The 19,010-nt window shown below is 40.8% G+C and carries 14 protein-coding genes; 1 reads left to right on the top strand and 13 read right to left on the bottom strand.

The window, feature by feature from the left end; all coding sequences use genetic code 11:
- Positions 1-40 precede the first annotated feature (40 nt).
- The 9 genes from F3G98_RS03650 to F3G98_RS03610 form a co-directional block, all read right to left on the bottom strand.
- Complete coding sequence (locus F3G98_RS03650; protein ID WP_149725756.1) at positions 41-964, bottom strand: Dyp-type peroxidase; 924 nt, start codon at positions 962-964, stop codon at positions 41-43.
- 23 nt (positions 965-987) lie between these two features.
- The gene (locus F3G98_RS03645) at positions 988-1,683 is read right to left on the bottom strand and encodes a DUF4230 domain-containing protein (RefSeq protein WP_012139892.1); all 696 of its coding nucleotides are present in this window, start codon (positions 1,681-1,683) and stop codon (positions 988-990) included.
- Between the two features lie 57 nt (positions 1,684-1,740).
- Positions 1,741-2,574: an MBL fold metallo-hydrolase gene (locus F3G98_RS03640; protein WP_149725755.1), complete on the bottom strand. Its 834-nt coding sequence runs from the start codon at positions 2,572-2,574 to the stop codon at positions 1,741-1,743.
- A gap of 92 nt (positions 2,575-2,666) precedes the next feature.
- Entirely contained in the window at positions 2,667-3,878 is a 1,212-nt protein-coding gene (gene ilvA, locus F3G98_RS03635) for a threonine ammonia-lyase (RefSeq protein WP_009293964.1), read from the bottom strand.
- A gap of 15 nt (positions 3,879-3,893) precedes the next feature.
- Entirely contained in the window at positions 3,894-5,003 is a 1,110-nt protein-coding gene (gene trmA, locus F3G98_RS03630) for a tRNA (uridine(54)-C5)-methyltransferase TrmA (RefSeq protein WP_103581449.1), read from the bottom strand.
- 2 nt (positions 5,004-5,005) lie between these two features.
- Positions 5,006-6,709, bottom strand: a complete 1,704-nt coding sequence (locus tag F3G98_RS03625) for a Na+/H+ antiporter NhaC family protein (RefSeq protein WP_103574277.1) — start codon at positions 6,707-6,709, stop codon at positions 5,006-5,008.
- Between the two features lie 9 nt (positions 6,710-6,718).
- A complete protein-coding gene (locus tag F3G98_RS03620; RefSeq protein WP_103608633.1) occupies positions 6,719-7,465 on the bottom strand; it encodes an SDR family NAD(P)-dependent oxidoreductase in 747 nt (248 codons plus the stop codon).
- A gap of 8 nt (positions 7,466-7,473) precedes the next feature.
- Positions 7,474-8,685, bottom strand: a complete 1,212-nt coding sequence (locus F3G98_RS03615) for an ankyrin repeat domain-containing protein (protein WP_103608634.1) — start codon at positions 8,683-8,685, stop codon at positions 7,474-7,476.
- A 36-nt stretch (positions 8,686-8,721) separates the two neighbouring features.
- On the bottom strand, positions 8,722-11,307 hold the full coding sequence (locus F3G98_RS03610; RefSeq protein WP_149725754.1) for a bifunctional aconitate hydratase 2/2-methylisocitrate dehydratase: 2,586 nt from the start codon (positions 11,305-11,307) through the stop codon (positions 8,722-8,724).
- A gap of 123 nt (positions 11,308-11,430) precedes the next feature.
- Here F3G98_RS03610 and F3G98_RS03605 point away from each other — a divergent pair, with 123 nt between their 5' ends.
- Entirely contained in the window at positions 11,431-11,889 is a 459-nt protein-coding gene (locus tag F3G98_RS03605) for a methylated-DNA--[protein]-cysteine S-methyltransferase (protein ID WP_107917299.1), read from the top strand.
- 35 nt (positions 11,890-11,924) lie between these two features.
- On the opposite strand, the gene F3G98_RS03600 is transcribed toward F3G98_RS03605, so the two are convergent.
- The 4 genes from F3G98_RS03600 to F3G98_RS03585 are packed head-to-tail and all read right to left on the bottom strand — an operon-like array spanning position 11,925 to position 18,768.
- A complete protein-coding gene (locus tag F3G98_RS03600; protein WP_149725753.1) occupies positions 11,925-15,020 on the bottom strand; it encodes a type I restriction endonuclease subunit R in 3,096 nt (1,031 codons plus the stop codon).
- Between the two features lie 10 nt (positions 15,021-15,030).
- Positions 15,031-16,194: a restriction endonuclease subunit S gene (locus F3G98_RS03595; protein ID WP_149725752.1), complete on the bottom strand. Its 1,164-nt coding sequence runs from the start codon at positions 16,192-16,194 to the stop codon at positions 15,031-15,033.
- Positions 16,191-17,744: a type I restriction-modification system subunit M gene (locus F3G98_RS03590; protein WP_149725751.1), complete on the bottom strand. Its 1,554-nt coding sequence runs from the start codon at positions 17,742-17,744 to the stop codon at positions 16,191-16,193. The genes F3G98_RS03595 and F3G98_RS03590 overlap by 4 nt, the downstream gene beginning before the upstream one ends.
- A gap of 10 nt (positions 17,745-17,754) precedes the next feature.
- Positions 17,755-18,768, bottom strand: coding sequence for a bifunctional 3,4-dihydroxy-2-butanone 4-phosphate synthase/GTP cyclohydrolase II (locus tag F3G98_RS03585; protein ID WP_103574283.1), 1,014 nt, complete (start codon positions 18,766-18,768; stop codon positions 17,755-17,757).
- Positions 18,769-19,010: the final 242 nt, after the last annotated feature.

Below are 19,010 nucleotides of genomic sequence, written 5' to 3'. Positions count from 1 at the left end.
TAAATTTAAAGGGGCAAATTTACTTCACCCCAAGCTAAATTTATCCCTCGTAGTCACCAAGCATATCAAGTGTAGGGGCAAAATACAAAGCCCCAGTTACTGGCGTGCTAAAGTCAAGTAGCCTATCTGAGTTGCCTTTTGGCTCACCGATAAACATCTTTTTAAGCATAAGCTCAACCGTTGAAAATGTGCTCGCATAAGCGATAAAGTAAGTGCCTGTTTTGCTACCTTCAGTAAATGGCATATTGCCGCGCACAACCTTTTTATCATCTCCTACATTTGCGGCAGCTGAGTGTGAGTTACTAGGCTTTTCATCCTCGCTCATCTCGATGTCATACTCTTTTGAGCGACCTATCACCTTTTCTTGCTCGCTCACGCTTGTGGCGTTCCACTCTTTCATTTTGTGGAAGTATTTTTGAACAAAAACGTAGCTACCGCCTTTAAATTTAGCGTCATCTTTGCCGACTTTTGCAAAAAGGTCCCTATCTTCGCCATCAGGGTTTTCAGTGCCATCTACAAAGCCGATGATCGCCCTGCCGTCGTGATACTTAAAGCCTTGAGTCTCATCTGTAAGCTCTGCAAATTTAAACAAAACTTCTTTGATATTTTGCGCCATGTCAAAGCAGTCAGCCGCATTTAGCGCGCGGATGTGGATGTGGATATCGCCCTTTGTGCTAACGGCTTCATGTTTATCGCCTTTGATAGCTTTAAAATTTACAAGCTCTTTTGGCAATTCTTTTGAAATTTCAAGCTTTTTCCAAGCATCATGACCCACGCCAAGGACGCAGTTTACATTTTCATTTGCACCAAATCTAACTTTAGCAGTTTTGTTTAAATTTACAACCAAAGCACAAAGCTTAGCAAAGCCCTCTTTACATGCTTTTTTGTCGCCTTTTAAGACCCATGTTTGAAAGACTGTGTTGTTGCCTGGTGCTTGTGTGACCTCTTGTGAATTTACACTCATTTTTTCTCCTTTAAATTTTGTTTTTATGCGATATTTTCTAAATTTAGTTGCTCATTTATCTGCTCGTCGCTATCGTCAAAGACAAACTCGACCTTATTTGCGCCAAAGCTCTTAGCTATCGCTTCAAGCGTGTCGCGAGCTGATTTGTGAATTTTACTTTGAAGCTGCGAGATAAGGCGAACGCTCATCTTTTTGACTTCGTTTCTAGCCTCTTCGATTAGTCTATTTTTATCTTCTTCTGTAAAAGTGCTACCAAAAAAGCCATTTAGCGAGTCAGGCAGCAAAAATGGTATAAATTTGCCATTTTTTTCATCGTAAAATTTCATATCTGCGATTGAAAATTTATACTTACATGGAGGCATTTTTATCTTGTAGCTAGAGTTTGCGATCTGTGTGATCTCGAGCTTTGGGCTAGTTAGATCGTAGATGAAATTTATCTCAAACTCAAATATCATTGAAAGCTTCTTCTCGCTTACTAGCCACCTTAGATACTCTTTGCCAAAATTTCCAAACGCATGATCTGTCTTTGTGACGATCTCTTTGCTATAGACCTGAAAGACAGATAGCTCACCGATGCTTTTAAGCTGCGAAATTTCAGTGCTGACTGAGACATTTTCGCTATCGTCTTTTGCCTTTTTTAGCGCCTTGTTTGACCTATAAAATGCAAATGCCAAAATAGCTAGCAAGATAGCTAATATCAAATTTGCGTATTCGCTCATATTTTCTCCTTTAAAGCCCGCATTTTATCCTAAATTTGTAAAGCAAAAGAAATTTACTCACTCAGGCAAGGTGATGGGGCTCTTATAAGGCATGTGAGCGCCTACTATCTTTGTAGTCTCGTCCTCCAAGCCATCAAGCACCTTTTCTCTTGTTTTGGCAGCTTGGGCTGGATCTATATCATAAGTGATAGATATGCTTGGCTCGACCTCTTGCACTGCTAGGACGTGAAGAAGGTCAGCTATAAAGATGATCTTGTCGTTATCTGTCTCAAAGCTTATCATGTTGTGCCCTGGAGTGTGGCCGTAGGCTGGGATAGCCATGATCTTTAGAGCCCCGTTAAATAGCGGCTTTTTATGGTCAAAAAAGCTCTTATCATCCTTATAAAGCGATAAAATTTCTTTTGTCCTCTCATCTTTGCCCTTCATCCAGTAGTCCCACTCCTTTTCATCTATAAAAAGTTTGGCGTTTTTAAATGTCTTTTTGCCGCCATCTATGAGCCCACCTATGTGATCAGGATGAGCGTGCGTGATGATGACGTAGGTTAGATCCTCTGGCTTTATATTGCCAAAAGTTTGCAGATCATACTTTAAAATTTCCAAGCTATCTTCATAGCCGCTATCTATGAGCGCTGTGTAGTCCTCGCACTTTGCAAACATTACGTTGTGTTTGTTTGGTAAATTTTTAGTATTTGCCACAAGCTCTTTTTGCGCCTCATCTTTGGCTATTAGCTTATCTACTGGCGCATCAGTCGTCTTTAGTGAAAATACATAAAGCTTGCATCCGCCCATAGCTCCTATCCATACTTGATCATTTTCTTTGCCAACCACCTCATCATCGGCACAAAAAGCTAAAGTGCAAAACAACGCAAGGCTTAATAAACTCTTTTTCATATCTCATCCTTGAATAAATTTGCGAAATTTTAGTCCTGTAAATTTAATGAAAGTTAATGCTCGCTACTTTAAAAGGTAGCGAGCTTATAAATTTAGAAGAGTTGAGTGAAAGAAAAGCCGTTTTTATTAAGTGTATCTTTGATCTTTTCTTGATGCTCAAGACCCTTTGTCTCAAGCGTGATAGTGATGCTTGCATCGCCGTAGTCAAGCTTAGTAGAGAAGCGGTCATAGTCGATCTTGACGATGTTTGCATTTGCTGATTTAAGACTATCAGTTAGGCTCATTAGCGCTCCTGGCTTATCTACAAGTGTGATTTGCAAGGTCATCTTGCGGTGAGACTTAATAAGACCCTTTTCGATGATGATAGAAAGCACTTGAACATCGATATTTCCGCCACTTAGCACCACGCCTATCTTTGCGCCTTTTTTAAATTTGATCTTATCATGCATAAGTGCTGCCACGCCAGCTGCGCCAGCTCCCTCAACCACGATCTTTTGCGTCTCTAGCAAAAATAAAATCGCAGTTGCGATCTCCTCATCATCGACCTGCACAAACTCATCAACGCACTCAACGATATTTTTAAGCGTTATCTCGCTCGCATCACGCACAGCGATGCCATCAGCTATGGTGCGAACTGACTTTGAGTTTATGCTCTTTTTAGCGCCGTAGCTGTTAAACATCGCTGGAGCGCCCTTTGCGCCGACGCAAACGACTTTAGTTTTTGGATTTACTTGTTTTATACAGCTTGCCACGCCGCTAGCTAAACCGCCGCCGCCAACTGGCACTACAACCATATCAAGGTCGCTTATCTCATCAAGCATCTCAAGACCCACAGTACCCTGCCCTGCCATGACGTACTCATCGTTAAATGGATGAACAAAGGTCATATCTTTTTCTTTGGCGTAATTTACTGCAAATTCATACGCCTCATCAAAGTTATCACCTTTTAAGATCACTTCAGCGCCAAGATCCTTTGTGCCAGCTACCTTTAGAAGTGGGGTTGATTCTGGCATGACGATGCAAGCATGCACGCCAAATTCTTTTGCACTTATCGCCACACCTTGAGCGTGATTGCCAGCGCTTGCAGCCACGACGCCACGTTTTCGCTCCTCCTCGCTTAGGCTAGCTATTTTATTGTAAGCGCCTCTTATCTTATAAGCTCCGGTTCGTTGTAAATTTTCCTCTTTCAGATAGACATTTGCGCCTAAAATTTTGCTAAGTTTTGCACTTAGCGCAAACGGAGTTTTATTTACAAAGTGACCGATCGTTATCTTTGCTTGGATGATTTTGTTTAATGAAACCATTTTTCAACTTTCCTTTTAAAATTTATCTTTTGCCTCTAGTAGCACGCCACACTCGATGTGATGAGTGTTAGCAAACTGATCAAAGAGCGCAAATTTTATCACTTTATGGCTTTTAGTAAGCTCATTTAGATTTTCTTTTAATGTCTCTGGGTTGCACGAGATGTAGATGATGTTTTTGAAATTTCTAATGAAATTTATGACGCTTTCACTAAGTCCTGCGCGTGGCGGATCTACAAGGACATGAGAGAAGTTAAAGTCGTTTAAGCTTATATCTTTTAGCCTATTAAACTCCCTAACGCCAGCAAATGCGCTCATCAGCTCATCAGCGTCCATGCGTAAAAATTTGATATTTTCTGCCCCATTTAGCTCGCAGTTTTTAAGGGCATTTGCGATCGAGCTTTTTGAAATTTCAGTGGCAAGGACGTTTTTAAATTTAAACGAAAGCGGGATGGTAAAATTCCCATGTCCGCAGTAAAGCTCCAGTAGGTCAGCGCCACCTTGCACGCACTCTTTTGCCCAAGCTATCATCTTCTCATTTACCGCTTTATTTGGCTGGATAAAGGCATTTTCACTTAGGCTAAATTTATAAATTTGCCCATCAACATTTAGCTCATCAACTAAATTTAGCTCACCGCTTAGCAGCTTTTGGCCGCGAGATCTAGCTAGGATCATCACATCAAGCTTGCTAGCTAGAATTTTCATCGCCGCTTCAAACTCACTATCTAGCTTTTTGTGATAAAGAAGCGTGACTAAGGTGCCGCTTTTACAGGCGATAAACTCCACTCCAAAGAGCTTTGTGCGTAAAATTTCATCATCTTGCAAGCTCTCAAGTAGCCTTGGCATGAGATGTGAAATTTGCTCGCAAACCTTTGGGCACTCATCTATGAAGACCTTTTTGCCTTTTTCGCTTGCGTGCATCGTATAGCTAAGCTTGCTGCCCTCGTGCCAGATGCCAAACTCAGACCTCGTGCGGTAGTGCTTTGGGCTTGAGCTAAAAAGATCAAATTTGCCCTCATAAAAGTGGGAGAAATTTTGCTTGATAAGATCAGTTTTAAATGAAATTTGCTCACTATAAGGGGTAAAAAGAGTGCATGATCCGCACTCTTTTAGGTATTTGCAGTCCAAATTTATGCCGCTTTCTCTTCGACTTTTTTACCGGCAAATCTAACCAAAGCCCAGATCGCTAAAAATCCGCAAGGAAGTGCGATCCAAACGCTTAGACCAAGTGCTACTGGCAAGTAGCCAACAAGCACACAAACCGCACAAACGCTAAGTGCGTAGATCATCTGCGTTGAGACGTGATCGATGTGGCTACATCCTGCACCCATTGATGAAAGTATCGTAGTGTCTGATATCGGCGAGCAGTGATCACCAAAGATAGCGCCAGTTAGAACGCTTGAGATATTTACGATCATATAAGCATGCATCGCATCGCCATCTAAGCCGTAGTTTTTACCCACTGCATAAGCTAGCGGGATAGCAAGAGGCATCAAAATGCCCATTGTGCCGTAGCTGGTGCCAGTTGAGAAACTGATAAATGAGCCAAGGATGAAAACAGCCACTGGCAAGATAAATTTAGGCGTTGAATCACTTAGCAAATCAACCAAATATCTTGAAGTGCCAAGCTCTTTTATAACCGCGCTAAGGCTCCAAGCAAGAAGCAAGATAACAACCGTGATGATCATAGTTTTCCAGCCCTTTACCCATGTACTAATAGCCTCTTTTACATCAAAAATTTTGCGCCAAACACCCATCGTGATAGCTACTATGCTAGCGAGCAATGCTGCTTGAAATAGCGATGTAGCAGAGTCAGCTGCGCCAAAAGTATCTTTAAATGTTGAAAATGAAAGCGGATTTGCAAGTGCATTTTTAAGAGTATCGCCCTCAAGTGCAGCAAGACCGCTAAAATAAAAGCTAGTAAATGCGCCGATAACTAGCACAAGAAGCGGCACGATAGCATTTGAAGCGCTTAGTTTTACGCCCTCTTTTGGCTCAAGAGTCTTGTCCTCAAGGTCTTGAATTTGAGTTTTACCTGAGTGAAGTTCGCCTCTTCTAGCGCGTCTTTCGGCTGCTAGCATAGGGCCATACTCGCGTTGCATCAAGGCTGTGCAGACGATGAAAAACAAGATAAAGAGGTTGTAAAATCTATATGGAATGGTCTCGATAAATATAGAATAAGCGTTTATACCAGTCTCGCCGATAAGCTCGTAGCCCTTTTCGATGAGCGAAACCTCAAGTCCGACCCATGTAGAGATGATAGCAATACCTGCGATCGGTGCTGCAGTGGCGTCGATGATGAAGGCTAGCTTTTCGCGGCTGATTTTAAATTTATCGCTTATTGGTCTCATGATAGGACCAACGATTAGGGCGTTTGCGTAGTCATCGAAAAATACAAAAATACCCATAAGCCATGTTGAAATTTGAGCTGAAACGCCAGTTTTTGCCTTTTTGCTAAGCCAAAGAGCGACCGCTTTTGTACCGCCCATCTTTGTGATGAGTGCGACCACGCCGCCTATACAAAGCACTTGAAGCAAGATGCCAGCATCGGTGCTATCAGCCATCGACTCAACCACTCTTGAAACGATGCCAGTAAAGCCTTTGATGATGCCCATAAAGACATTTTCATTAACGATATTTATAAGAAAAGTCCCGCTAAAAACACCGATAAATAGCGACAAGATGACATCTTTTGTGATAAAAGCAAGCGCTATGGCCACAACTGGCGGTATAAGCGTGAAAACGCCGTAAATTTGTGCGTTTCTTTTGGCGACTTCTGGATCAACGCCAAAAAGAACGGCACTAAAAAATAGTAACAATAAAATTTGTCTCACATAAACTCCTTAAAATTTTTCTATCGCAAGTCCAGCCCAAGTCTGCGTATTTGCCATGACTTCGACCCTATTTATATTTACACTCCCAGGCATATTTAGGCAGTTAAGCAAAATAGTCGCTATATCTTCAGCGGTGATAAAATTTGTATGCTCGTAGATGCTATCAGCCTTTGCCTTATCGCCCTTAAATCTAACCTCGCTAAATTCAGTCTTACAAAGACCTGGCTCGATGTTTGTCACCCTGATATTTGTGCCAACTAGATCGTTTCTTAAATTTAGACTAAACTGCTTTACAAAGGCCTTTGTAGCGCCATAAACGTTACTGCCAGGATATGGCCACGAGCCAGCTGTCGAGCCAAGATTAAAGATATAGCCCTTTTCTTGCTTGTAAAGTAGCGGCAAAATGGCCTTTGTAGAGTAGATGAGACCCTTTACATTTGTATCTATCATCGTCTCAAAGTCCTCAACCTTCGCATCTATCGTCTTTTCTTGTCCCAAGGCAAGTCCAGCGTTATTTACAAGCACTTCGATATCTTTAAATTTATCAGGCAAGCTATCAACTGCATCAAAAACAGCCTTTTTATCACGTATGTCAGCTACGATGATGTGTGTATCGCCAAGCTCGCTAGCAAGCTTCTTTAGCCTATCTTCGCGCCTTGCAAGAGCGACTATCTTGTAGCCCTCTTGTGAGAGTCTTCTAGCGATCGCCTCGCCAAAGCCAGATGTTGCACCTGTCACAAAAGCTGTCTTTTTCATATCTCTTCCTAATTAAAATTTGGCTTTAAACCAAGCTCTTCTAAAAATTTAATATTTTTTTCATTTTTATCTTTAATCGCATAATCAAGCGCGTTAAATCCCGCATCATCAGTGGCGTTCATATCGGCACCGTTATCTATCAAAAGCTTTAAAATTTCAGGCGTCGCGTGAGCTGCTGCATGCATGAAAACGCTTCTATTTGTATGCTCTAGGCCACACGTATCCTCTACTTGCATCATGCCTAAATTTATCATATTCATCTTAGACTGCTCGTCGATGTAGCTCTCGTTCGCATTGGCTCCACTCTTTAGCAAAAGCTCGCAAAGAGGCGCATCTTCAAACTGCACAGCATAAAAAAGCGCACTTTTGCCAAAGAAATTTTTGTGATTTACATCGGCTCTATTTTTAAGCAAAATTTTTACATTTTCTAAATTTTTAAGAGCAAAAAAGAGCGGCGTCTCATCGCCTAAATTTACATCAGCCCCGCGCCTTATGATCTCTTCTATCATCTCGCTACTTTTGTCATTTAGCAGTGCGATATCAAGTAAATTTGTAAGCTCAGCGGTGGTGAAATTTTTCGAGTAGAGTAAATTTGCAAGCTCGTCAAAGCTCATCTTTTGAGCCATCATCTTTTGCTCTGTGGTTAAAATTTTAGCTTTATTTACATTTTTGCCGACACTAAAGCTTAAAAACTCATTTATCACGCTAGTTGCGTAGTAGGCAGCACTTGCACTATCAACGCCTAAAGCCTCGTAAAATTTAACCAGCGGAGTTTGTGCGTTTTTATAAGCTTCGCTGAATTTTTTATATTTTAAAAAGTTAAACAAGCTCTCATTCGCCCAGTATCTAAAATACTCCATCTGAGCATCTTTTTGAGCCTCGGCCGCTTCTGGCTTTGCAAGCTCTTTTTGATAGATTTCAGGTGCAAACGAAGCTTTTAGCAAGATCCATCTAAATTTATTTAAATTTTCTCTATAAACGCCCTCTCCAACGCAACTTTGAGACTCACTTCTCACGGCCACACTCGCGTCAAAAAGCTCTTTTACCTCTTTTAAATTTAAAAGCGAGCCATCACAAAAAAATAGCCCCTCATTCGCGTAAGCAAGCTCGTTTGGAGTAGTTTTAAAGATCTCTTTTTTAGCTAGGTCGCCACACTCTAATGCGTGTAAATTTACAAAAAGAAAACTGCTAAAAAAGAGAAAAAAAGCTACTTTTTTCATCAAAGCTCCTTAAAATTTCGCGATATTGTAACAAATTTATATACTAAACTCGCTTATTTCATTAAAATTTAGGTATTTATAAATTTGATCTTTGTTTAAACTAAGACTATCTCTTACTATTTTTTTATACTCACTAACGCTTGGCAAACGCCCTAGCAGCGCGCACACAGCGGCTAGCTCGGCACTTCCTAGATAGACCTTTGCGCCCATGCCCATTCTGTTGTCAAAATTTCTTGTCGAGGTCGAAAAGACAACGGCATTATCATTTACTCTTGCTTGATTACCCATGCAAAGCGAGCAGCCTGGCACCTCTGTCCTAGCATTTAACCTTTTAAAAATTTCATAAACGCCCTCATCTTCAAGCGTCTTTTTATCCATTTTTGTTGGCGGCGCGATCCAAAGCCTAGTTGTAAGCTTGCTCTCACGCTCTAATATCCTAGCAAGCGCCCTGTAATGCCCGATATTTGTCATACAGCTACCCACAAAGACCTCGTCGATATCGTGCGCTCTTTTGCTATCAGCTAAAATTTCACTTAGCGTTGCTACGTCGTCTGGGTCGTTTGGACAGGCAAGGATCGGCTCATCTATATGCGATAAATCAATCTCTAAAATTTCAGCGTATTTTGCGTCCTTATCGGCTCTTAAAAGAGTTGGGTTTTCTAGCCATTTTTGCATCTTCTCTTTTCGCCTAGCAAGCGTTTCACGGCTCTCGTACCCTGCTTTTATCATCGCTTCAATTAGCGCAACGTTTGAGCGAACGTACTCCGCGACGCTAGCCTCGCTTAAATTTACCACGCAAGCAGCCGCCGAGCGCTCAGCCGAAGCATCACTTAGCTCAAATGCCTGCTCCACTTTTAGACTCTCTAATCCCTCGATCTCTAAAATTTTACCTGCAAAAATGTTCTTTTTATTTTTCTTTTCAACGCTTAAAAGCCCTTTTTTGATAGCAAAATAAGGTATCGCATTGACAAGATCACGAAGCGTCACGCCCTCTTTTAGCTCGCCTTTAAATTTGATCAAAACCGACTCTGGCATATTTAGCGGCATCATACCAAGCACCGCCGCAAACGCCACTAGGCCGCTGCCTGCTGGAAAGCTAATGCCAATAGGAAATCTCGTGTGACTATCGCCGCCAGTGCCCACCGTATCAGGCAAGACCATGCGGTTTAGCCACGAGTGGATGACGCCATCACCTGGTTTTAGGCTCACGCCGCCACGTAAATTTATAAATTTAGGCAAGCTCTCGTGCATCACAAGGTCGCTTGGCTTTGGATAAGCAGCCGTGTGGCAAAAGCTTTGCAAGACAAAGTCCGCCCCAAAACTAAGGCTAGCAAGCTCTTTTATCTCATCTCTAGTCATCGGCCCTGTGGTATCTTGCGAGCCAACGGTCAAAATTTCAGGCTCCACGTATGCCCCAGCTCTCACGCCAGCCTTGCCACAAGCCTTGCCGACCATCTTTTGAGCGAGCGTATAGCCACCGCCTAGCTCTTTTGGCTGCTCTGGCTTTATTAAAATTTGCTCCTCGCCAAGCCCCAAGACCTCTCTGGCCTTTTTGGTGACCTGCCTACCTATCATCAGCGGTATCCTGCCCCCTGCTCTTATCTCGTCGCTTAGGGTGTTTGGGCTAAGTTTAAAATTTGCCACGAGCTTTTTTTCATTGCCTGCAAGCTTGTAAATTTCGCCTTTAAATGGCCAAATTTCTATCTCATCGCCCATTTCTAGCTCATTTACGTTTGCAACTATCGGCAATGCACCGCTATCTTCGGCGGTGTTAAAAAATATCGGAGCTATGGTCGTACCAATCACGATACCGCCTGTTTTTTTGTTTGGCACGCCCTCTATCTCATCGCCGAGGTGCCACTGGATAGAGTTTATACCGCTCTTTCTGCTGCTGCCAGTGCCGACCACGTCGCCAACATACGCCACACTCTTACCGCGACTTTTTAGCTCTTTTAGGATTTCTAGCCCCTCAGGCATCTTTTTAACCAGCATCGCCTTTGCGTGAAGCGGTATATCAGCCCTTGTATAGGCCTCACTAGCAGGGCTTAGATCATCTGTATTTGTCTCGCCAGGCACTTTAAAAACGACTGCCTTTATGCACTCATCAAGTGGCTTTTTATGCGTAAACCACTCGGCATTTGCCCAAGAAACAAGCACCTCTTTTGCAAATTTATTACTACTTGCTAGCTTTGCGATCTCGTCAAAGTGTTCATGCACCAAAATGATGTTTTTTAGCTCATTTGCCGCAGCTTGTGCGATAACATCATCGCTATTTTTTAGCGCTCGCACCAAAATTTCTACGTTGTATCCGCCAAGCATCTTGCCTAAAATTTTAATGGCACGGACTGCGTCAAGTCCGTCTATTTTAAGTCCTTCTATCACCTCGCCAAGAAATTCTGCCTTTATCTTTGCCGCGTCATCAACGCCAGGATTTACGCGATTTGTGAGCAAATTTATAAGAAATTTTAGCTCGTTTTGCGCCTTTTCATCGCCACTAGAGTTGCCAGCAAGTCTCATTAGCTCGCAAATTTCGCTTGTTTGCTTGGCATTTAGCGCAAGTGGTGGCACGCCCTCTTTTTCTCGCTCACTCACGTGTTTTTCGTAGTCGGTAAAAAAGCTCATAAATTTCCTTTGTGATTTTTGCTCGTTTTTAGTCTAAAATCGCTGATTTTGCTTGCATTTTATCAAAAAGCAAAGCAATCTAAAGTAAAATTTGCCCAAAATTTCAAATTTCAAGGAGCAAATGTGTCAAAAGCCTACCTAAAATCGCCCATTGGAATTTTAGAGATCGTTTCTAGTGAAAATGGAATTTGTGAGATAAATTTTGTAGATAAATTTGAAAAAGTTGCGGTAAAAGATGAAAATTTAAAGCTTTGTTTGGATGAGCTAGAAGCCTATTTTAAGGGTGAGCTTAAAAAATTTAGCGTTAGACTTGATGTAAAAACGACCAAATTTAGAGCTAAAATTTATGATGTTTTGCAAAAAGTACCATACGGCGAGACGACCACATACGCTGCTCTTGCACTTGCTGCAGGCCACAAAAACGCTTACCGAGCAGCGGGCTCAGCAAATGCCAAAAACCCAGTGCCTATTATCATCCCCTGCCACAGGGTGCTATCCAGCAGTGGCCTTGGTGGCTACTCAGGTGGCGAGGGTCTGCCTACTAAAATTTGGCTACTAGAGCACGAAGCAAAGCATAAATAAGCCAAATGCAATATAAATTTGCTTAAAAGCGCCTCTTAAACCGACGAGCCAACCTCTTTAAATTTATCAACAAAATGCGATATCTCATCGATGACTTTTTGCCTTATTAAAGGATAGTCTTTATTTAAAGGGCTGATCTTAGGCAGTATCTCGCCTATTTGCGTTCCACTTTGACTGACAAAGCCGTTCTTTAACGACGAACTTATAAATCTTCTTGCGCCAGCCTCATCTAAATTTAAAGAAGCGATAAGCTCGTCCGCCTCTTTTTTCATCACACCTTTTGCAAATTTAAAAAACTCTTCTATCACGCTGGCTCGGTCTTTAAATTTATCCAAGTCGCTTTGGTTTATAAAATCAACTATCAACCCCTCTTTTGAACGGTTTTCCAAGCTTGAGCGGATGATGCGACGCACCTCATCAGTAAGAGCTACTTTATCTTTTATCTTTTTATTATGCTCAAATATCAAACCCAAAATATAGTCTAAATTTATCTCCTGAGACTTTAGCAGATCAACCTCAAATACCACATCATCCCAGTTTATCCTCTCTTTTTCCTTCTCTTCGCCAGCCTTTTCTTTTCTTAGCCACTCTCTTATATCATTATACGTTCCGCGGTAGTCTTGCAAGACCCTTGCATTTGGCACTTTTATGCTTTGCATCTCTTTGATTTGTTCATCGCTTAAGCCAAATTTATCCCTAAACTCACAAACTGCTTTTTCATCGTCTAAATCTACCTCTTGCAAAGCCCTTAGAGCCACGAACTCATCGTAGTTTTGCAAAGCATTTTCCACCCTTAGATACTCTCCAAAAAGCTTTACAAATTCTTTCTTATCTTTTTGTGTCTCTATCTTAGTAGGATCAGGAAATTTCGCCTCTAGCTCGCTTACTACATCTACAAAGCCCCTTCTTGCCTCGCCAGATACCGCATCCGTAAAGCCATCCATATACTCTTTATAGCTTTTTTCGAGTATGACGCTTTTGGTGCTCCCTTTACCAAAAAGAGTTATGGCATCTTCTGTCGCTTTTTCTAGGTCTCTAAATGTCACGATATTGCCAAAAGTTTTTGTGGCACCATAAATTCTATTTGTCCTAGAGTATGCTTGTATGAGCCCGTGATAGCGTAAATTTTTATCCACAAATAGCGTGTTTAGACAAGGCGCGTCAAATCCTGTCAAAAACATGCCAACAACTAGGAGTAGATCGATCTCTTGCTTCTTTGTACGCTCGCTTAGATCTCGGTAGTAGTCTTGAAACGACCCGCCATCAACGCTAAAATTTGTCTTAAAGTAGGCATTGTAGTCTTTTATCGCGCTGTTTAAAAACTCTTTTGAGCTAACGTCCATCGACTCTGGCTCAAAGCCCTCATCAGCTATCTCACCAACCATATCTTGCTCTTCATTTTGTGAAAAAGAGAAGATGGTCGCTATCTTTAAAGCTCGCTCTTTGTTACTTTGTAAATTTTTAAACGCTTCATAATAAAGCTTCGCTGCATCTACCGAGCTTACTGCAAACATAGCGTTAAAGCCCTTGCCACTTGCATTTAAGCGGTGAGTTTTTTGATGAAATTTCTCTAGCACATACTCTGAAATTTCTTTGATACGCTCAGGGTGCAAAAATGCACTTTTGTTTTCAGCCGCACTTAGCTTTAGCTCGTCTTTTTCTGTCTCTATGCTCTTAAATTTAGGCACGACGTTGTTATAATCAACCTTAAATTTAAGCACCTTCTCATCTCTAATTGCATCAACTATCACATATTCATGAAGCGAGCTTCCAAAGACACTTTGCGTAGTCTCTGCTCCGATGGCATTTTGAGGAAATATCGGCGTTCCAGTAAAGCCAAACTGATAAAATTTCTTAAATTTCTTCTTTAAATTTTTCTGCGCTTCGCCAAACTGAGACCTGTGGCACTCGTCAAATATAAAAACAACCTCTTTTTGATATATACTTAGATCATCTTCGTTTTTCATCAGATTGTTTAGCTTTTGTATAGTTGTTACGATGATCTTTCCGTCATCTTTTTGAGTGTTTCGCTTTAGCTCCGCTGAGCTAGCTGAGCCATTTACGCTATCTTTTGAAAATTTTTGATACTCCTTCATAGTCTGATAGTCAAGGTCTTTTCTATCCACCACGAAAAAGACTTTATCTATAAATTCAAGCTGCGTAGCAAGTCTAGCTGCTTTAAAGCTAGTTAGCGTCTTGCCAGAGCCTGTCGTATGCCATATAAAGCCGCCACCCTCTGGCTTTGCGTAGCATTTGGCATTGTGCGAGCTATTTATCTTCCAAAGTATGCGCTCAGTCGCTGCTATCTGATAAGGACGCATTATGAGCAAGGTGTTATTTGTATCAAAGATGCAGTATTTGCTCAGTATGCTAAGAAGTGTATTTTTCGCCAAAAATGTAGCTGTAAAGTCCTTTATGTCTTTTATGGCTTCGTTTTTTGAATTTGCCCAGTTTATAGTAAAGTCAAAGCTGGTTTTATCTCGCTTGGTTGTGTTTGCAAAGTATCTTGTATCTGTGCCATTTGAGATGATAAAAATTTGCAAATATTTAAAGAGAGAATTTGATGAGTTAAAGCTCTCTTTGGAATAGCGGTGAATTTGATTAAAGGCTTCTCTTATCGCCACGCCTCGCTTTTTAAGCTCTATTTGCACAAGCGGCAAGCCATTAACAAGTATAGTGACATCATATCTGTTGTGCGATGAGCCAGTTTGCTCAAACTGATTTATCACCTGCAAGCTGTTTTTAGCGATATCTTTTTTATCGATAAGGCAGATATTTTGTATGTGCCCATCTTCAAAAGTAAAATCATATATGTGATCATCTTGTATCTTGCGTGTCTTTTCCACTATGCCATCATTTGGCTTATCGATATACTCTTCAACTAGCCTTTTCCACTCTGACGGGCTAAATTTAACGTTATTTAGCCTCTCTAACTGCTCTTTTAAATTTAGTAAAAGTGCTGTTTGAGAATTTATATCTTTTTTATACTCATAGCCTTGTTTTACAAGGTCGGCTATAAGTTCATCCTCCATATCCGCTTCGCTTTGATAGCTTGAAGACTGAGGCAACCTCTCATATTTATCTAAAACGATGAAATTTTCTGACTCAAGTATAGTTTTACTCTCTATCATTTTTACGCCTTTATGCTCTCATTTTTGGTTTGAAATTTAAAAGTAGCTCTCTGTAATGCTCATACTGCTTACGCCTTAGCTCTATCTCTCGTGGTAAGCCCTCAGTTATAGAATTTACAAGCGTATCAAATTTGTCTAATATCTCAACGACTTTTTGCTGTGTTTGAAGTGAGGGGATAGGAAATTTTACTTTTTTAAGTTTAGCCATATCAACTGATGGAAAAGAACTAGAATTTGTATTTTGTTTGCACCATTCACAAATTTTAAAGAAATAATAAAAGACAAACTTGGTATCAAGTTTGTCTTTTAGCAATTCACGTATTGTAAAAGACGTGAATCGCTGATTCATTAAAAATGAATCAGCGATTGCGAGCGCGTGCTCGCCAATAGTCGCGGTAGTCGCGACAATAATTGAATTTTTAGGGATCAATTTACCTCCCTTAATAGCTTGAGGTGTTATTTTTTGTATAGACTCAGATAAAATTCTACCATTTTCACGTATATCCTCCATTCTATACCAAGATATAGTTCCATTTTCCCAAAAATCTTTATTTGCTTTTGAAGGTGTATAGCCATTTTTCATAATAAAAATATTGTCTATAATGTCCCACTTAATTTCATTTTGATCTTCGTCAAAGCTTAAAAGAAAGTCGCGGTAAAATTCATACTGCTTTTTTCTAGCTGTAAGCTCTGCTGTAAGAAGCGTGAAAGAGTCCAAGATACGGACTATTTCACGCTGCACTTCCATCGGAGGCACAGGGAGTTTAATCTCGCTCAGTAATTTTTGTGGCAAATGAGCAGGAATAGCATTTGTCCTTAATGAATATATGAATTCTTGATTTTTCATCAAGCAATACAATAAAAATTTATTAGATATTTCTTTTTTCGGAAAAATACAATAACAAACATCATTAGCCCAAAATTTTTCCTCAATAAAGTTGATATATCCAGCAGTTCCATATTGTGCAACAGTTATTGTATTAGCTTCACGATTAAATTTATTCAAAAATCCAAGCGGCTTTATACCTCCACTTACAACAGGATATTTGCCATCATTTTGCAGTTCCGCTTTTGTAACCCTTTGACCTCTAACAATATCCGCAATCTCCCCAAGCTCTCTAAACTCCACTCCTTCAGGGCAAAGCTCATTTATCAGATCAAAAATTTTACTCATCTCTCGCCATCCAGCTCTATCTGAGCGATGATCTCATCTATCTGCAAGCGCAAATTTGAGATCTTAGCCACGGTCTCTTTTATCTGTAAATTTAGCTCATTTATATCTATCTTCTCGCGTGTATCTTTTGGCTCGACATAGGAGCTTACTGCTAGGTTGTAGTCATTTTGGGCGATAGTGTCATTATCCACCGATGTAGCCACGTGAGCGATCTCTTCTTTGCTAGCAAAAATTTCTACTATCTTTTTAATCTGCTCATTTGTTAAAACGTTATTGTTTGTTCTTTTTTCAAAAAACTCACTAGCGTCGATAAACTGCGTTTTGTTTTCACTTTTGTGCTTTGAGAGCACAAGGATATTTACAGCGATCGATGTGCCGTAGAAGAGATTTGGCGCTAGGGCGATGATGGTTTCGACGAAATTTTCTTTTACAAGATACTCACGTATCTTCTTTTCTGCGCCACCTCTATAAAAAATGCCAGGAAAGCTAACGATAGCAGCTCGCCCCTTTGCAGAAAGGTAGCTAAGAGCATGCATGATAAAGGCAAAGTCTGCCTTGCTTTTAGGCGCTAGCACGCCAGCTGGAGCAAATCTAGCATCATTTATAAGTGTGGGATCATCGCTGCCGATCCAGTTTATAGAGTAAGGAGGGTTTGAGACGATGGCGTCAAACGGCTTGTCGTCCTGAAGCTTTGGGTCTAAAAGCGTATCGCCAAGCTCGATGTGAAATTTAGAGTAGTTTATATTGTGTAAAAACATATTCATGCGAGCAAGGTTAAATGTCGTGTGATTGATCTCTTGTCCAAAAAAGCCCTGCTCTACCTCATGCTTGTCAAATCTCTTTTTAGCTTGCAAAAGTAGCGAACCAGAGCCACAAGCTGGATCGTAAATTTTATTTACACTTTCTTGTCCGTGCATGGCTAGCTCAGAGATGAGCTTTGAGACATTTTGCGGAGTGAAAAACTCGCCGCCTGACTTACCGGCATTTGCAGCGTAGTTTGAGATGAGAAACTCATAAGCATCGCCAAAAAGATCGATATGGTTATCTTTAAAGTCACCAAAATCAAGCCCAGCAACTCCGTTTAAAACAGCAGCAAGCCTTCTGTTTTTATCTGCGACGCTATTGCCAAGTCTGTTGCTAGTCGTATCAAAGTCGGCAAAAAGACCTTTGATGTCTTGCTCCGACTCAAACCCAGCGGCTGAGCCTTCGATACTTTTAAAAATTTGATCTAGATCGGTATTTAAATTTTCATTATTCGAGGCATTTTTTACGACATTTTTAAAAAGCTGGCTAGGATGGATGAAGTAGCCCTTTTCTTCTATAATGACCCTTTTTTGCTCGTCATCTATCTCATCATCGCCCATGCTAGCGTAGTCAATGCTATCATCTCCAGCCTCTATGTAGTCAGTAAAATTTTCGCTGATAAATCTATAAAACAAAGTTCCGAGGACATACTGCTTAAAGTCCCAGCCATCAACAGCACCCCTTACTTCATTTGCGATGCTCCAAATTTGATTTTGTAAGGCTCTGCGTTGTGCCTCTTCGCTCATTTTATCTCCTTTAAATTTCCTTATAACCGACTATATTTAGCCCAAAACCGGCTAAGCTTACAAATTCTTTATTTTTATTTGAGCTTAGAAGCTCGATATCCTTTACACCAAAGTGATTTAAAATTTGCGCTCCGATGCCGTAGTCTTTGCTAGTGTTTGAGTTGTCGCTATCTAAAAAGATCAAAATTCCGCCATTTTGGCTTAGAAATTTGATAGTTTTTAAAAGCTCGTCGTATTTTGGACTGCTTAAAAGCTCGTGATCGGAGAGGATCTTTTGAAATTTGACATTTCCCTTGCTCTTTGGCTCGCCAAAAAGATAAGCTGAGTGGATTTTGCCTTTGTGATCGGTAATGTCGTATCTTATAGCCGCGCAGTCTGCGATCATCACGCTGCTTTTTTCGCCAACTCTTATGAGGCTTTCATGACTTAGCCTATACTCAACAAGATCAGAAACGCTGATCATATTTAGCCCAAATTTCTCGCAAAACTCCTCCAGGTAGTCGCGTCTTGCCATTGTGCCATCTTCTTTTACGATCTCACATATAGACGCCATTGGAGTGACGCCAGCGAGCTTGCAAAGATCGACCGAGCCCTCGGTGTGGCCTGTGCGAACAAGCACGCCACCATTTTTGGCGATAAGTGGGAAAATGTGTCCTGGGCGCACGAAGTCTTCAGGCTTTGAGCTGGCCTCTGCTGCAAGCCTGATCGTCATATCTCGCTCATATGCGCTAACGCCCGTTGTTGCGTCTTTTGCGTCGATCGTAACCGTAAAAGCTGTCTCGTGGCTTGATGTGTTTTTAGCTACCATTAGCGGCAGGTCAAGCCTTTTTGCATTTGCCTCATCCATCGCAAGACAAAGCACGCCCTTTGCGTGAGTGATAGCGAAATTTACCTTTTGCATGTCGCTACTAGCTGCTGAAAAGACTAGATCGCCCTCGTTTTCGCGGTCCTCATCATCGACCATAACGACCATTTTTCCATTTTTTATATCTTCAATCGCTCTTAATACATTTTCAAGTGCCATAATTGTCCTTTTATAAATTTTTACGATTATATTGATATTTTGATAACTAAGAGATAAAAATAATATTTTTTCTTTGCCTGTAATCGCTTTTGAGAAAAAATAGAATTTACACAAAAATTTAAGCTTTTGAGACTAAATTTAACTATTTAGTAGGATAAATTTATCTCACAAAAGCATAAAATTTAAATGCATATTTCGTGATAAAACAAATTTTGACTTTAAATTTTAAAATATGCCTTAAA

The sequence above is a fragment of the Campylobacter concisus genome, assembly GCF_902460895.1.
GTDB classification, from domain to species: Bacteria; Campylobacterota; Campylobacteria; order Campylobacterales; family Campylobacteraceae; genus Campylobacter_A; species Campylobacter_A concisus_BC.
This window is presented reverse-complemented; position numbering and strand designations above follow the sequence as displayed.

Excerpts from the sequence above, each read along its gene's own strand:
- F3G98_RS03585 (WP_103574283.1), bottom strand. The coding sequence starts at position 18,768 with ATGGCACTTGAAAATGTATTAAGAGCGATTGAAGATATAAAAAATGGA.
- ilvA (WP_009293964.1), bottom strand. The coding sequence starts at position 3,878 with ATGGTTTCATTAAACAAAATCATCCAAGCAAAGATAACGATCGGTCAC.
- F3G98_RS03615 (WP_103608634.1), bottom strand. The coding sequence starts at position 8,685 with ATGAAAAAAGTAGCTTTTTTTCTCTTTTTTAGCAGTTTTCTTTTTGTA.
- F3G98_RS03590 (WP_149725751.1), bottom strand. The coding sequence starts at position 17,744 with ATGAGCGAAGAGGCACAACGCAGAGCCTTACAAAATCAAATTTGGAGC.
- F3G98_RS03645 (WP_012139892.1), bottom strand. The coding sequence starts at position 1,683 with ATGAGCGAATACGCAAATTTGATATTAGCTATCTTGCTAGCTATTTTG.
- F3G98_RS03650 (WP_149725756.1), bottom strand. The coding sequence starts at position 964 with ATGAGTGTAAATTCACAAGAGGTCACACAAGCACCAGGCAACAACACA.
- F3G98_RS03600 (WP_149725753.1), bottom strand. The coding sequence starts at position 15,020 with ATGATAGAGAGTAAAACTATACTTGAGTCAGAAAATTTCATCGTTTTA.
- F3G98_RS03595 (WP_149725752.1), bottom strand. The coding sequence starts at position 16,194 with ATGAGTAAAATTTTTGATCTGATAAATGAGCTTTGCCCTGAAGGAGTG.
- F3G98_RS03620 (WP_103608633.1), bottom strand. The coding sequence starts at position 7,465 with ATGAAAAAGACAGCTTTTGTGACAGGTGCAACATCTGGCTTTGGCGAG.
- F3G98_RS03610 (WP_149725754.1), bottom strand. The coding sequence starts at position 11,307 with ATGAGCTTTTTTACCGACTACGAAAAACACGTGAGTGAGCGAGAAAAA.
- F3G98_RS03640 (WP_149725755.1), bottom strand. The coding sequence starts at position 2,574 with ATGAAAAAGAGTTTATTAAGCCTTGCGTTGTTTTGCACTTTAGCTTTT.